This is a genomic window from Salegentibacter haimaensis (genome assembly GCF_054121495.1).
Genome location: NZ_JBSYGH010000014.1, coordinates 66,930 through 83,273, shown reverse-complemented (window position 1 = coordinate 83,273; position 16,344 = coordinate 66,930). Strand labels below are relative to the sequence as shown.

Here is a 16,344-nt window from a genome sequence, read left to right as displayed (position 1 = left end):
AGCTTTCATACCATGAAAATAATACTATCCTGAATTATTTCCAATAAAAAAGAGACTGCCTTTTCAGACAGCCTCTTCATTTTGTTGGCCTACTAGGGCTTCCCGATGTTCCGCTGCGCTACAATCGGGACAGGCTTCTCGCCCAAAACAATATTCCCTGAAACAAAAAAACCGAACTCTTTTCAGAATTCGGTTTTCATTTTGTTGGCCTACTAGGGCTCGAACCTAGACTCTTCTGGACCAAAACCAGACGTGTTGCCAGTTACACCATAGGCCATTGCTGTAATGCGGATGCAAATTTAAAACAAAACTTAGTTTACGCAAACTTTTTAGAAAAATTTCCCCACTTTTTTTCGGTCCGGCCTTTTCCAGGAATAATTCGAAATTGTAAAGAGCGTTTATTCTGCAGATTTTCAGTTCATTCCCCAATTCAAGGAATTAGTCGCCGGCAGGCGGCTTTCCCGTTTTTATTCTTAAATTCGCCACAAAAGTTTCAAGCTCACCGAATAATGACAGAATTCAGCTTCAGCAAATGGAATAAAATACTGGGATGGCTGGTATTTTTAATCGCTCTTACAACTTACAGTCTAACCTTAGAACCTACTGCCAGCTTTTGGGATGCCGGTGAATATATCTCTACCTCGGCCAACCTGGAAGTAGGACACCCGCCCGGAGCTCCTTTCTATCAAATGGCCGGTGCTTTCTTTTCAATGTTCGCGCAAGATAATAGCCAAATCGCTTTAATGGTGAATTTTATGTCTGGTCTGGCCAGTGCTTTTGCCATTTTATTTATGTTCTGGTCTATTAGCTTATTGGTCTTAAAAATTGCAGGGCCTGCTGAAACTTTAAAACCGTCCCGAAAAATTGCTGTCCTGGGGAGTGCAGCTGTAGGTGCTCTGGCTTTTACCTTTACCGATAGTTTCTGGTTTAGTGCAGTTGAAGCCGAAGTTTACGCGATGGCAGCCTGTATAATGGCACTTATGTTTTACCTGGGGTTATTATGGGAAAGAGATATGTTCACCCCCAGAGGAAACCGCTGGTTCGTACTAATTTGTCTGGTCATCGGTTTGTCTTTTGGAGTGCATTTTATGGGACTTTTGACTATTCCTGCAATTGGATTTCTGTATTTTTTCAAGCATTATAAAAATATAACGATAAAGAATTTTATCATAGCCAATGTGGTGGTGGTAGCCGTATTGATGTTCATTTTTAAACTCCTCCTACCCTACACCCTCAGCTTTTTTGCAGCTTCTGAATTGTTCTTCACCAACAGCCTGGGAATGCCCTTTAATACAGGAACCATAATCGCATTTTTGCTTATCGTGGCAGGCTTTTATTTTGGTCTAAACTATACCAGAAAAAAACAATTTATTCAGCTAAACACCCTGCTTTTGGGTATCCTGTTTATCCTAATTGGTTTTTCCAGTTGGATTATGCTTCCCATAAGGGCTAATGCTCCCACTGTGATCAATGAAAACAGCCCTGATAATGCGCGGGAATTGCTGGCATATTACAACAGGGAACAATATGGCGAGAGCCACCTGTTTTTCGGGCCTCAATTTTCTGAAATGTATGCCGGCCTGGATCCGGATAATCCTTATAAGGACGATAAACCAAAATATGAAAAGGACAGGGAAGCCGGAAAATATATTATTGTAAACGACTATAAAAACGCCAAGCAGAATCTTGACGATCGCCATAAGACCTTTCTTCCAAGAATGTGGAGCTCAGAACATGCGGTTAATTATATGGAATTTACCGGCCCTCTGGATTTCAGGGTAAAACCCGAATATCAGGGCGAAGAGCAATTGATGGCGGCCATCAATGAATTCAAAAATGAATATTCCCGGGGCGCTTTAGATAATGATGATTACCATAATTTCCTTAGGCAATTCAGTGACTATATAATCGTTGAAAAACCCTCGGCTGCCTCGAATTTCGCTTATTTACTGGAATACCAGATAGGCTATATGTACTGGCGCTATTTTATGTGGAATTTTGTAGGTCGGCAGGATGATAACCAGGGGAAATATTCCGATTTGCACGGCAACTGGCTTAGCGGAATTGACTTTATAGATGAAATGCGTTTGGGGCCTCAGGATAATTTGCCTTCAGATATGAAAAACAATAAGGCCAGAAATACGTATTATTTTCTGCCTTTGATACTTGGCCTAATAGGCCTGGTTTTTCACTTCAAAAAAGACAAACAAAATTTCTGGGTATTGCTGGTCTTTTTCCTGTTTACCGGGATCGCCCTGAAAATTTACCTTAACGAAAGACCTTTTGAACCTCGTGAACGGGATTATGCCCTGGTAGGTTCCTTCTATGTCTTTGCGATGTGGATTGGTGTAGGTGTTTACGCCCTTTATGACTGGCTTAAAGAATACCTGCAGCCAAAAATCGTTGCTCCTTTGGTTACTGCAGTTTCCTTACTCGCGGTGCCGGTATTAATGGCTTCAGAAAACTGGGATGACCACGACAGGTCGGGAAGAAATTCTGCCCTGGTAATGGCTAAAATGTACCTGGATTCGGTAGACCCCAACGGAATAATCTTCACCATTGGTGATAACGACACCTTTGCGCTTTGGTATGCCCAGCAAATAGAACGCTACCGAACCGATGTTAGGGTGATCAACACCAGCCTTTTTGCGACCGACTGGTATATAGACCAAATGAAGCAAAAGGCCTTCGACAGCGACCCGATTCCGTCGCAATTTGAAAACAAGGACTATAACGGAAAAAACGATGCCGTGTTTTTAAGGGAAATTACCCGCGATACCCTGCCTATTAAAACCTGGCTTAATTTTATTCAAAACGATGATGCCCGTACCAAAGCCGAGCTGCAAAGCGGGCAAATGATCAACACCTTCCCTTCCAGATATGTAAGAATCCCGGTAGATAAGGAGGTAGTTCTGGAGAAAGGAATTGTAGATCGAAAATTCTCAGACCAGATCGTAGATGAGATAAACCTGGAAATTGGAACCCAGGTTCTTTACAAAAACAGGCTGCTAATGCTCGATATTATCGCTAATAATAATTGGGAAAGGCCTATTTATTTCACTGGCGGCAGTTTTGGCGATGATGATTACCTGTGGATGAAAGATTATCTGAAAATGGAAGGAATTGCCTATAAACTGGTGCCGATTAAAACCCCGGTAGACCCAAGAAATCCATTTGATATGGGCTTTGTAGATACCGACAAGATGTACGACATTGCGATGAATTGGGACTGGGGAACTATGGGCAGCGACGATATTTACCACGATCCTGAAACCCGCAAAAATGCCATCACCTACCGAAGCAATCTCGCAAGGCTGGCCGAAAATCTCATCAATGAAAGAGATACGGTTAGAGCTCGTGAAATTCTCGATCTGGGGATGAAACATATGCCGGTTGAGCATTATGGCTACTATACTTTATTGGAGCCTTTCATTAGCGGCTATTATGAGGTAGGTGATAAAAGCAAAGCCAGAGAAATCTGGAAACAGGTTGCCGGTAAGTACCAGGAAAGACTGCAATATTTTGCTTCCTGGGAACTTGATCGTCAATATCGTTATGCTGAAGAAATCATCTCTGATGTGCGTCGTTACCGCGGCCTTATAGATCTTTTAATGATCTACCAGGACGAAGAATTGGTGAAATCTGAAATCGATGAATACAACCGCCATTTGAGATTGTTCAGGCATTTTTATGGCGAAGAGGAAGAGCTGGAAGAAGAAGACCTGGAAACCCCTGAAGTTCCCGAAGAAATGTTCGATGAACAACTGAGCCGCGAACTCAATCCCGGAGCAGCGCAACCTATAGAAATAGACACCAACCTTTAATATTAAAGCGACTGTCTAAAAAATATAAAAAATGCCAATTTGAGCGGAGTCGAGAAACAATTCGAGCAGGTTTTCCCGTAAGAACCCCATTTCGACTGCGCTCAATGTGACAAACTTGTATTCCAGATCTATTTGACAGCATTTTATGATATGTCTGCATACCTGCACAAATATCCGGCGATTCTTAAGAGGTTTTATCCGCGAAGATTGAGCAAAATTGGGTCTGGTAGAACGATTTTTTTAAGTTTCGACGACGGCCCCATTCCAGAAGTCACCCCCTGGGTTCTGGATTTACTTGCAGAATACCAGGCAAAAGCCAGCTTTTTTTGCATAGGGGAAAATGTGCAAAAACATCCTGAGATTTTTAGCCGAATTTTGAAGGAAGGGCATAGCATAGGGAATCATAGTTTCAATCATTTAAATGGCTGGAAAACCAAAACTTCAACATATCTGGAAAACATCGAGTTGGCTGAAAAAGAGTTTCAAAAGTTTCCCGAATTCGATAATGATAAACTTTTTCGACCTCCCTACGGAAAGATTAAAAACTCCCAGGCTAAAGCATTGGAAAGATTAGGCTACAAAATTGTAATGTGGGATGTGATAAGCGGAGATTTTGACCAAAAAATTTCAGGAGAAAAATGTTGGCAGATTTTAGTAAAATATACTGAAGGTGGAAGCATTGTAGTTTTTCACGATAGTCTTAAGGCTGAGAAAAACTTAAGATACTGCCTTCCTAAATTCCTGAAGCATTTCGCTGAAAAAGGATTTGATTTTAGAAAGATCTAAACATATTCCTTGAGAATCCCAATTAGAGTCGCTGCATCCTGCTCCCCGCTTTGCCTCCATTTCATCTCCCCGGCTTTGTAGATCATAAGAGTTGGAACTCCTTTAACTCTAAGAGCTTCGGCGAGTTTTTCGTTCTTCTGAATATCGATTTTGATCACTTTTGCCTGGTCTCCCATCGTGGCAGCGACATCCCGAAGCACCGGATTCATCGCGGTTGAAGCCGAATTCCCTTCAGCAAAAAAGTCCAGCAAAACCGGAATTTTTAAATCGATCAATTCACCAAATTTAGACATATGGCTATTAAATTTAGTTGTTAGCACTGCTTTTAAAGACCGGGACTCTCAAATATAGCAAATTCTGGGTTTATGCAGGTTTTGGTCCTCTTTTGAGTTCAATCACCGAAATCTCAGGCCAAATTCCAACCCGCCCGGGAAATGCCAGGTATCCAAAGCCGCGGTTTACATTGATATAACGGCCAAATTCCTCATAAATTCCCGCCCAATTCTCATAACGGTACTGCACGGGGCTCCAACGAAACCATCCGGGAATTTCGATACCAAACTGCATCCCGTGGGTATGACCGCTCAAAGTAAGCTGGTAATTGTTTTCGTGTTCTTTGACCACCTGCTCCCAGTGGGAAGGGTCATGACTTAATAAAACTTTAAAATCCTTTTGGTGAAGGTTTTTTCCGGCTGCTTCGAGATCACCGGCTTTTTTGAAGCCACCTTTACCCCAGTTTTCAACCCCTACCAGGGCGATTTTTTCACCGTTTTTTTCGATAAACCGGTGCTCGTTTAAGAGCAAATTCCAGCCCATATCCCTGTGCACCTGCTTTAAATTTTCAAGGTTTTCATTTTTTTCGGCTGCTGAATTCCACTGCACATAGTCGCCATAATCGTGATTTCCTAAAACCGAAAACACCCCATCTTTGGCCTTTAAACCCGAAAACATTTCTGTCCAGCCATCCATTTCTGAAGCCTTATTATTTACCAGATCCCCGGTAAAAACAATGAGATCGCTTTTTTGCTCGTTGAGCAAATCTATACCGTACTGAATTTTTTTAGCGTTATCAAAACTTCCGCTATGCACATCGCTAATCTGACTAATCTGGTATCCATCAAAAGCTTCAGGTAAATCATCGAAATAGAGTTTATATCTCAAAACCCTGAAATTATACCTCCCCTGGTACATTCCGTAGAGAACAGAAGCAAAAGGAATTGCGGCAATACCCAAAGCCAGGGTCGCAATAAATTTTCTTCTGGAAGGAAGAGAAAAGTTATCTTCAGAAGTTATTCTTTGAAAAGTTCCGGCGCTAAGTCGAAACAGGTCTTCGCCTAACATAAAAATGCTTAAGAAAAGTTTCGCCAATAGCATAGCTAATAATATTCCGAAGGCATAGCCACGCCCTCCCGAAAGCACGCTGCCTTCCATTGGTTGCATCCATTGATAAATGAAATTCCCCAAAACCGCGATCGAAATCAGGATATAGATTCCCATCACCCAATAACTTTTACTAAATAATCTGAATGCCTGCCAGGCGTAGATATCGATAAGGAGATAAATTGCAATTAAAATAAACCAACGCATGTAGTACAGCCTTTTTTTTTGCGAAGATAGGTTGAAAGCAGACTGCTACCCAGCCTTTTAAATTAATTTAACGGCAGTTCAACAGCTTTAGCTCTTTATGAATGTAATCTGTCACTTCAACAAGCTGGCTTTTTCGCGAGCCTGCAGGTGCAAGTATGATTTTATCTTTGTAGTTTTGAGTTTCCTGAACTATTTTTAAAAACCCGTCTATGTCTGCTCAAAAACGCCTTTTTCTGGTCGATGCTTATGCCCTCATCTTTAGAGGTTACTATGCTTTTATTAAAAATCCGCGTATCAATTCAAAAGGTTTTGACACTTCGGCCATAATGGGGTTTATGAATTCTCTTTTCGACGTGATTCGAAGAGAAAAACCAGATCATTTGGCGGTTTGTTTTGATAAGGATGGCAGTGAGGTACGCACCGAAATGTTCAGCGAATACAAGGCAAACCGGGATGCGACACCAGAGCCTATCAAAGACGGAATTCCGATAATTCAGGATATTTTAAAGGCAATGCACATTCCCGTGGTTGAACTGCCGGGCTGCGAAGCCGATGATGTAATTGGCACCCTGGCAAAACAAGCCGAGGCCGAAGGCTACCAGGTTTTTATGGTAACGCCCGACAAGGATTTTGCCCAATTGGTTTCTGAGAATATTTTTATGTACCGCCCGGCCAGGATGGGTAACGGAATTGAAATTTGGGGAATTCCAGAGGTTCAGAAGAAATTTGAGGTTGAAACTCCCGATCAGGTTATAGATTTCCTCGGAATGATGGGTGACGCGGTAGATAACATCCCCGGGCTACCAGGGGTTGGTGAAAAGACCGCCAAAAAATTTCTGAAGCAGTTTGGCAGTATGGAAGCCCTGCTGGAAAACACCGACCAATTAAAAGGTAAAATGCGTGAAAAAGTAGAAGCCCACGCCGAGCAGGGAATAATGTCTAAAAAACTCGCAGCTATACTCACCGATTGTGATGTGCGTTTTCACGCTGAGGATTACGAACTTTCTATGCCCGATTCTGAAAAGGTGCAAAAGATCTTTGAAGAACTCGAATTCAGAAGACTTAAGGATCAATTTCTAAAATTATTTAGCGGGGAAGAAACGGCTCCCCAAACCCAGGTCACCAATTCGCCCACCGCCAAAAAAGCAGCAAAAGAGGCCGGCGCAGGGCAGTTTTCACTTTTTGATGCCGGTGATGGTGAAAAGCCCAGGGAAATTTCAGAACGAAAGAATTTAAAAAATACGCCACATGTTTACCAGAGTTTGAATACTGCTTTTGCCAGGAAATTATTTCTGGAGAAATTGCTCAAACAAAAAAGCGTGTGTTTTGATACCGAAACCACCAGTTTAAATGCCTTGGAGGCAGAATTGGTGGGGATCGCTTTTTCCTGGGAAACCGGAAAAGGATATTATTTGGCATTTCCGGAAGACAGAAATGAGGCTCAGGAAATCATCGAAGATTTAAGACCATTTTTTGAATCGGAAAAAATTGAGAAAATTGGGCAAAACCTGAAGTATGATATCAAGGTGCTGGCCAAATATAAGGTGGAAGTGCAGGGGTCATTATTCGATACGATGATTGCGCATTATCTCATTAACCCCGATATGCGTCATAATATGGATGTGCTGGCCGAGACCTATTTGAATTATTCGCCTCAATCTATTACCGAACTAATTGGCAAAAAAGGCAAAAATCAAAAATCGATGCGGGATGTGGCTCTACCAGAACAAACCGAATATGCTGCTGAAGATGCCGATATCACCCTTCAGCTAAAACATTTTTTTGAAAAGGAATTAACCGAGGCCAACACCCGAAAACTTTTTGATGAGATTGAAATTCCGCTTGTGAAAGTACTGGCGGCGATGGAGCTGGAAGGCATTAACCTGGACCGGGAATATTTGAAAAAACTTTCTGAAGCTTTAGAGCGGGATATCAAAGAGCTTGAAATTAATATTTACGAAGAGGCCGGAGAGAAATTTAAAATCAGTTCCCCAAAGCAACTTGGAGTTGTTTTATTTGAAAAAATGGCCCTGGTGAAAAAACCAAAAAAGACAAAAACCGGCCAATATTCTACCAGTGAAGATGTATTATCTGTGCTGGCTAAAGATCACCGAATTATTCAATATGTGTTGGATTATCGTGGCCTTGTGAAGCTTCAAAACACCTACGTAGACGCGCTGCCCAACCAAATAGAAAAAACCACGGGAAGGGTGCATACCGATTATGTACAAACCATTGCCGCTACGGGAAGACTAAGTTCCAATAACCCAAACCTTCAAAATATCCCCATTCGCACCGAACGCGGCAGAGAGGTGAGAAAAGCTTTTATTCCGCGGGATGAAGATCATATCATTTTGGCTGCCGATTACTCGCAAATAGAACTGCGCATCATCGCGGCATTGAGCGGAGAAGAAAATATGATAAAAGCTTTTAAGGAGGGGCAGGACATTCACGCCAGTACCGCAGCTAAAGTTTTCGGGGTTTCCCTGGAAGAGGTAGACAGGGAACAAAGAAGCAATGCAAAAACCGTGAATTTTGGAATTATTTACGGGGTTTCAGCATTTGGGCTAAGCAATCAAACTAATCTCTCAAGACAGGAAGCCAAAGAATTAATTGACACCTATTATAAGACCTATCCGAAATTAAGGGATTATATACACGACCAGGTAGAATTCGCCCGGGAACATGGATATGTGCAAACCATTTTAGGCCGAAGAAGATATTTAAAAGACATAAACTCTCAAAACGCAGTAGTTCGTGGCGCCGCCGAGCGCAACGCGGTAAATGCACCTATACAGGGAAGTGCAGCCGATATCATTAAGCTGGCGATGATCAATATTCAGAAGAAGTTACAGGAGGAAAAATATAAGTCGAAGATGTTGCTTCAGGTACACGATGAACTGGTTTTCGACGCGCATAAAGACGAATTAGAGAATCTCAGGGAAATGATAAAGTCTGAAATGGAAAACGCCTATAAACTGGAAGTGCCTTTAGATGTTGAAGTAGGCACGGGAAGTAACTGGTTGGAGGCGCATTAAATTGGGTGAATTTTAGTCTGACTCAAAGATACTCAACAAGTAATTAAGAGAAAAACCTCTTCAGGATGTAAAACAAAAATACCGTCCAGAGAAATCTGGACGGTATTCTTTTTATAAAACCATATTTAATTGTGAAATCTCGGTTATTTAATTTTGATCACCAGGTCCTATATTAGGATTCGCATCAATTTCAGCCTGAGGAATTTTAAAGATCCAGGAATCATTTATTGATGGTTTCTCCTGCCTGAATCCATCTTGATAAAGAATTTCAGATGCTCCAGAACCACCATTGGCAGAATGATCAATTCCTTCATCCCAACGTATTTTATCTGTATATAAAAAGCCTTCTCCATACAATTCCACACCTCGTTGAAACTTAATATGTTCCATCAATGCTTCCTGTGTACTAAAAACCGTTGGATCATACTCACTATCCCGGGCCTGGCCTAATGATCGTAAGGCATCCTGTGCAGCAGCAATATTACCCAGCATAGTTTCTGCTTCTGCTTCAATCAAATACATCTCAGATGAACGCATGTAAATAATATCGTCTGGGTCTATTGTGCCAGGATTTTGCTGCCTTAATTTGAAGTGCATATAGGGGTGTAAGTTATGCCCACTTGTCAATCCATAAGCATCTTTAATCTCAGTTACGGTAGCATCCCAAACGGCTCTATCTGTATAGTTTGGATCATTTTCAAATCCACCTTCTCCGTTTGCCGCTGAATTATTAGTATTTGGAGCATTAGCTAAAAATAGATCTTTCCGGTAATCGGAATCAGGAATTTGACTGTATAACCTTTTATCAATTATTTTAGGATTATTTCTATTGTGACTACCATTGAAGTCATTGCTGATTAAGTAAAAGTAAGAACGGAAAAAGGTTGTCTCTGTATCGATCACGTTACTACCCCAAATAACTTCGGGAAGCAAGGTTGTATTAAAACCTGATTTCCAATCGCTTTCGCTCATTAGCGGATAGTTTTGGCGTGCCATTTTAGCAGCATCAGCAGCTGTGCGCCAATCGCCACTATTTAATGCCGCCCGTGCCTTAAGACCATAGGCAACATCGATATTAAGTTGAGATTTAGCGTCTGCACTTCCGGTTGGTCTGGGGGTGGCATCCTCAAAATAGTCTATTGCAGTATTGAGATCAGATTTTATTTGATCATACACCTCCTGGACCGTTGATCTGGGAGCACTAGTAAAGGGCGCCTCAGAAGAATACAATAATGGCACCCCGGGATCTGTAGCCGGGTTACCAATTAAATACCCCTTGGCATAATGTTGTACCAATGAAAGATATGCATAGGCTCTGTATGTATATGCCTGCCCTATTATTTCTCTTAATCTTTCATCTTCGGGTATACTTCCATCTGTTGCTTTATTAATAATAGCATTAGAACTTGCAATAATATTATAACGATGGTACCATAATATCTCCGTCGTTAATGAAGTTTGATCTGTATGGGATATCCACCGGGTTTCATCCTGCCAACTTAAATTATTAGAAGCTGCCGTATGAATCACCCCTCCGGCAATATTATCACCTAGAGGTACCCAATAGTGTTCTCCTGCTCGGGCAGAATTTGCTCCCGGGAGGATAGTTTGAGATTGGGCATACATTCCACGATGCAACCCATTAAGTATAAGTGCCATATTTTCTGCCGTAGCCAGTGCATCAGCAGCTGAAATTGCATCTGTTGGCTTTGTATCCAGAAATTCTTCCGAACATGAAGTTATTGTAATTACGATTACAACTAACAACAATAATTTTATTTTCCTTAACATAATTATTAAGTTTAAATTTTTAATTCTTTTTTAAAATGCCGCATTAAACCCAAAAGAGACAATTCTTGCAGGGTTAAATGCGTTACCAGCAGGAGTTCCTGCTAAATTAAATTGAGGATTCAATCCATCTCTTTTACTTTTTAAGTATAAATTTTCTCCTACTACATAAATCCTTAAATTATCCAACCCTACTTGTTCTGCAGTTCTGGTATTGAAAGTATAGCCAAAATTTACATTTTTTAGGGACCAGAATGAGGCATCAGTCAGAAATCGGTCAGACTGGGTTCTTACCAGGTTGTTGTTACCACTTTCTAATCTTGGTACATCTGTAATATCACCGGGTTGACGCCACGCATTCAAAATATCTGGATGATAAGATCTACCGAAATTCCCACTATGCATCATTGCTGAATAACCATTATCCAGGATCTTCCCACCAATACCATACGTTACTAAAACATCCAAAGAAAATCCTTTGTAGCTAATGCTATTGGATATAGAGCCTAGAAGATCTGGTATTGAAGAATCTCCTGTATAGGCTCTCTCGGTTTCCTGCCAATCACTGGTAGTTTGATGAACACCATTCTCGTCAAGTACCGGAACACTATTGTTATCATCATCTAATTCATACATCAAAAACAACTGGTCTCCAGTAGCAGGATCAACTCCAGCAGTCCTTAATAAGAAGAAATCAAATCTTGACCTGCCTACATCCCATCTCTTTGAACCACTCACAAATGGATCTGGCAAAAAGGTTATTTCATTTTTAAATGTGGATGCCTGGAATGTAGTCCTCCAATTGAAATCTCCTTGACTTATCCAATTTGTTGTTAATCCAATTTCTAAACCTGAGTTATACATATCTCCAATATTTGCTGGAAAAGAATTTAATCCATTACTCAAGGCTATCGGAAGATCAAAAAGAAGGTCTGAAGAGTTCCTCCTATAGTATTCTATACTACCATCTAGAAACCTATCAAACAAAGTGAATTCAAGAGCAACATCAAAACTTTCTGATGTTTCCCATTGTAGGTCATCATTACCAATAGTACTCCATATAATAGCAGGACTACCAGCATTGGAAGTTAAACTATATCTGGGTTGCGACAGGAAAAAGTCTCCTAAGTCATCATTTCCAACTTCACCGTAAGATGCCCTGATCTTTAAATTATCTACAAAAGATACATTCTCCATGAAGTTTTCCTTGTCTATCCTCCAGGATGCTCCTACAGAATAGAAATTACCCCATCTCGCTTCGGAACTAAAAACGGAAGATCCATCTCTTCTGGCTGAAGCACTTATGTAATATTTATTATCAAAGTTATAATTCGCTCTTAAAAAATAACCCTCTAGTGTTTTGTTGGTGGTAGAACCCCCTAAACTTACAGGGGTGGCAAAGTTATCGAATTCAAAAATCCCTTCGGCAGTTTGTTCAATGGCCAAAGCACTCATACCCGAAAAGGTATTGTCAAAACTTTCATGACCTGCTGTAACTTCTATATTATGAATATTATTAAAGCTTTTGGTATAGGTTAATAGTTGATTGAAGTTTTCAACTTCTCTTCTAAATCTTGCTTCACTATACCTTCCGGTTGGCTGAGCATCTCCAATAATATTATTTTCGTACTCTTTTTGAAGACCTTCGTTGTAGTCTCTACCATAATTCAATCTAAGGTGAAGGCCATCCACTATTTTAAAATCTGTAAAGTATCTAAAGCCATAGGTGTTATCCCTGTTGCGCTCATCGTTTAAAAGAAGTTCTTGTAAGGCATGTCTACCCTGACTTATAGGTCTTGATCCCAGATTATATTCAGCAAAACCTTCTCCATTATCAAAAACCGGGCGGCCGGCAGCATCAACTATTATATTCCCCTGCCTATCATTTACGTACACCGGATATATAGAACCTATATTTTTAGCAAACCCAAAAGGGTTAACAATACTTGATGTTCCAGCAGAGCTGGGACCTACGGATTCTGAAACAGTGATGTTAGCACTACCTCCCATTTTAATCCAATCATTAACATCGAATTCGGCATTCAAACGAGCTGTTAAACGGTCGAACTTAGTATTGACAATAAATCCTTCTTCCTCAAGATAAGAAGTAGAAAAGAAAATGCTATGATTTTCACCACCACCCGAAACACTTACGTTATAGTTTTGTCGAACACCTGTTCTCTGCATGGCATCATACCAGTCCAGGCTTTTATAGATCAAATTTGCATTGGGGTTTAATTGACCATTCGTACCCACGATTTCATCGTTTGGCACATCAAAAGGATTATACCCCAAGCTATTGAAAATATTTGCTGATGCAAAGGCAGGGTCACCTCCCCCCGCGTTGGAATTCTTTAAGGCTTCCCACATTGTCTCATAATATTGACCAGGCGTAAGTTCATCATAAAATGGAATACCAGCATCAACAACACCGATTTGCGCTGAAGCATTCACCCTTATATCTCCTTTTGAACCGCTTTTAGTTGTAATTAAAACAACTCCATTAGCAGCTCTGGAGCCATATAAAGATGTTGACGCCGCATCTTTAAGAATCGTAAATGATTTTATATCTTCCTGATTTATTGTATTTAAAGCACCTTCATATTGGATTCCATCCACTATAAACAATGGACTTGTATTCCCGGTAAGAGTACCAACACCCCGTATTACAATACTTGGGGATGAACCTGGTTGTCCAGATCCAGAAGTAAATTGCACACCGGTTGCGTTACCTTCGATAGCTGCAATTGGTGAGGTTACATTTCTTTTTGCTAATTCAGCCTCTCCAATAACGCTGGCAGATCCTGTAAAAGCTTCCTTTGTAGAAGTACCATAAGCAGTTACGATGACTTCCTCAAGACTAGCTGAATCCTCGCTAAGAGTTACATTAATTGTACTTGAATCACCTACAGTAACCTGGGCTGTCTGCATTCCTATAAAAGAAAACACCAAAACATCGCCTTGCCTGGCCTCTATAGAAAATTGTCCCTCAAAATCGGTTTGTGTACCCGTATTTGACCCCTGAATCAAAACGTTGACGCCGGGAAGAGCCAAACCGTTGTCATCGGTAACGGTACCCGTAATTGTAGCTTCCTGTGCACTCGAAATTCCGAATATGAACAGAAAAATAATTAGTAATTTTTTTTTCATAGAATAATAATTTGGGTTAGTATTACGTTAAGGCAATAATATAAAAATTTAAACAGAAATTAGCATTTCTATAACATTTTTCACATAAATCAAATTATTTGATACATTTTAAATCTATATTTCATCAGATATATATTATTTAAGTAATATCAACAACTACATTTAAACAAGTAAATTGTTAAAACAGAATTTAAAGTCCAAAATCACTTCTAGTGTGTAATGGAGTTTTTCCAGAAACCCATAAAAAAGGCCGCCTTTTCAGACAGCCTTCTTTAACTAATATCAAATTTTGGTTTACTGAACCCGGCTATACTCCAAATAAAGAATACGAACATCTTTTGCCACGCTTTCTTCCTGGTTATCTACATACTCGTCTGATTCGAATTTGGAAATTTCAAAAGCGAAAGTATCTCCATTAAAATCCAGATTCTTATTATGAGTATAAGATTGTCCATTTATAGTAAGGGTAAGCATCAAAACATTCTCATCTTTTAAATCCCAGGTTCCAAAATCCTGCCGGTCAGTACCACAAGTAAATTCATCCTGGTTTTCACCAGAGTTAAAATCAAGACGGCCGTTTATAGTAGAAAAACTACCGTCGTTATTAAATACAGCATTCATACGATCAAAACACGAAGCTTCATCCAGTAAATTAAAACTGGCAACGCCATCATTATTCAAATCTACGGGATCGTCGGCGATCATCCCGGTAAGTTCCCATTCTCCTTCCAGTTCGCTTTTTGTTACAGTAAGATTGGTTTGCTGAATCTCGGCTGAAGCCTCAATAGATTCGGCCTCACACGAAGTTAAAAACAATGTGATTAGGAGCACAAAAACCAAACCTTGAAAATTCATAAATTTCTTCATAGCATTAGGGGGTGTTTCTTTTTCGGCAACAAACTTAAGGAAACTTTAAGGGTATTTATAAAACTTTTAACACAAAAATTACCTTTAAACGTTGGTTACGTGCTTTTTATCGATAGTAAAGATTTCAGATGGTAGGATTGCGGCTTGATTCAAGACATTTTTTGAGAGAAAATAGAATTCAGGATTAATGCTATGGAAATAAGCTGAAAATGAGAGAATTCAGGCAAAATAAATTAATGAAGCTCTTGTTTGCTATATGAATTTATAATTGTACATTTGCAGCCCGATTTCCAGACATGCATGTGTTTAGGAAGGGGAATGGAATGTTTAATAACAAGTAAAATTATTTAGTGTGGACACATTAAGTTACAAAACAGTATCGGCCAACAAGGCTACGGTAACCAAAGAATGGTTACACGTTGATGCTGAAGGACAAACTCTGGGTCGACTTGCATCTAACGTAGCCAGGCTACTAAGAGGTAAGCACAAGCCCAACTTCACCCCACACGTTGATTGCGGAGATAACGTAATTGTTACCAACGCTGAAAAGATCAACTTAACCGGAAAAAAATGGGATGCGAAAGAATACATTCGCCACACCGGTTATCCAGGGGGACAAAGAAGTCTAACAGCTGCAGAGCTTATGAGCAAAGCCCCTGAAAAGGTGATTGAAAAAGCTGTAAAAGGAATGCTTCCAAAGAACAAATTAGGAGCTGACCTCTTTAGAAATTTAAAGGTTTATGCTGGCGCCGAGCACGAGCAGGAAGCCCAGAAACCTAAAACTATTAACCTAAACGATCTTAAGTAATGGAGGTTATTCACAAAATTGGTCGTAGAAAAACGGCTGTTGCACGTGTTTACGTTTCCGAAGGAAGCGGAAACTTCACCGTGAACAAAAAAGATCTTAACGATTACTTTACTACAGGTCCACTTCTTTACAAAGTGAACCAGGCTCTTAACCTTACCGGAAACGACAAAAACTTCGACATTAAAGCTAATGTATACGGAGGTGGAATCACCGGGCAGGCCGAAGCTATTCGCCTTGCACTATCCAGAGCTATGGTAGAGTTAGATGCTGAAAACAGAAGCATTCTTAAGCCAGAAGGATTACTTACCAGAGACCCACGTATGGTGGAGCGTAAGAAATTCGGTCAGAAGAAAGCCCGTAAGAAATTTCAGTTCTCTAAACGTTAATTATTGGGATTTTTTCCCGAATGTTCATTTATTATTAAAAGAATTTTGTTGTTATCCCAGGTTAAATTGGGAGTTAGTTTAGCATCTAAACAGGTGAGGCCGTATTTTTT

The 16,344-nt window shown here is 40.3% G+C and carries 10 protein-coding genes and 1 tRNA gene; 5 read left to right on the top strand and 6 right to left on the bottom strand.

Annotated features, from left to right (window positions below; translation table 11 throughout):
* Nucleotides 1-204: 204 nt before the first annotated feature.
* Nucleotides 205-277, bottom strand: a tRNA-Gln gene (locus tag ACW6QP_RS13105).
* A 232-nt stretch (nt 278-509) separates the two neighbouring features.
* Here ACW6QP_RS13105 and ACW6QP_RS13100 point away from each other — a divergent pair.
* A complete protein-coding gene (locus tag ACW6QP_RS13100; protein WP_457911323.1) occupies nt 510-3,824 on the top strand; it encodes a DUF2723 domain-containing protein in 3,315 nt (1,104 codons plus the stop codon).
* 150 nt (nt 3,825-3,974) lie between these two features.
* Nucleotides 3,975-4,610, top strand: coding sequence for a polysaccharide deacetylase family protein (locus ACW6QP_RS13095; RefSeq protein WP_457911322.1), 636 nt, complete (start codon nt 3,975-3,977; stop codon nt 4,608-4,610).
* Here ACW6QP_RS13095 and ACW6QP_RS13090 read toward each other — a convergent pair.
* Together ACW6QP_RS13090 and ACW6QP_RS13085 are read right to left on the bottom strand one after the other, a co-directional pair.
* Nucleotides 4,607-4,903 carry a thioredoxin family protein gene (locus ACW6QP_RS13090; RefSeq protein ID WP_457911321.1) on the bottom strand — a complete coding sequence of 99 codons (297 nt, stop codon included), beginning with the start codon at nt 4,901-4,903 and terminating at the stop codon, nt 4,607-4,609. The genes ACW6QP_RS13095 and ACW6QP_RS13090 overlap by 4 nt on opposite strands.
* A 70-nt stretch (nt 4,904-4,973) precedes the next feature.
* Complete coding sequence (locus tag ACW6QP_RS13085) at nt 4,974-6,197, bottom strand: metallophosphoesterase (protein WP_457911320.1); 1,224 nt, start codon at nt 6,195-6,197, stop codon at nt 4,974-4,976.
* Nucleotides 6,198-6,406: 209 nt separating this feature from the next.
* On the opposite strand from ACW6QP_RS13085, the gene polA reads away from it, so the two are divergent.
* Complete coding sequence (gene polA / locus ACW6QP_RS13080; RefSeq protein ID WP_457911319.1) at nt 6,407-9,235, top strand: DNA polymerase I; 2,829 nt, start codon at nt 6,407-6,409, stop codon at nt 9,233-9,235.
* A gap of 147 nt (nt 9,236-9,382) precedes the next feature.
* Here polA and ACW6QP_RS13075 read toward each other — a convergent pair whose 3' ends face one another.
* The 3 genes from ACW6QP_RS13075 to ACW6QP_RS13065 all read right to left on the bottom strand — a co-directional run bounded on the left by ACW6QP_RS13075 (nt 9,383) and on the right by ACW6QP_RS13065 (nt 15,028).
* On the bottom strand, nt 9,383-11,026 hold the full coding sequence (locus tag ACW6QP_RS13075) for a RagB/SusD family nutrient uptake outer membrane protein (RefSeq protein WP_457911318.1): 1,644 nt from the start codon (nt 11,024-11,026) through the stop codon (nt 9,383-9,385).
* Between the two features lie 30 nt (nt 11,027-11,056).
* The gene (locus ACW6QP_RS13070; RefSeq protein ID WP_457911317.1) at nt 11,057-14,173 is read right to left on the bottom strand and encodes a SusC/RagA family TonB-linked outer membrane protein; all 3,117 of its coding nucleotides are present in this window, start codon (nt 14,171-14,173) and stop codon (nt 11,057-11,059) included.
* A 294-nt stretch (nt 14,174-14,467) separates the two neighbouring features.
* The gene (locus ACW6QP_RS13065; protein WP_457911316.1) at nt 14,468-15,028 is read right to left on the bottom strand and encodes a DUF5004 domain-containing protein; all 561 of its coding nucleotides are present in this window, start codon (nt 15,026-15,028) and stop codon (nt 14,468-14,470) included.
* A gap of 364 nt (nt 15,029-15,392) precedes the next feature.
* Between ACW6QP_RS13065 and rplM the strand changes: the two genes are divergently transcribed.
* Both rplM and rpsI read left to right on the top strand, forming a co-directional pair.
* On the top strand, nt 15,393-15,848 hold the full coding sequence (rplM, locus tag ACW6QP_RS13060; RefSeq protein ID WP_457911315.1) for a 50S ribosomal protein L13: 456 nt from the start codon (nt 15,393-15,395) through the stop codon (nt 15,846-15,848).
* Complete coding sequence (gene rpsI / locus ACW6QP_RS13055) at nt 15,848-16,234, top strand: 30S ribosomal protein S9 (RefSeq protein WP_457911314.1); 387 nt, start codon at nt 15,848-15,850, stop codon at nt 16,232-16,234. Before rplM ends, rpsI begins: the two co-directional genes overlap by 1 nt.
* Nucleotides 16,235-16,344 lie beyond the last annotated feature (110 nt).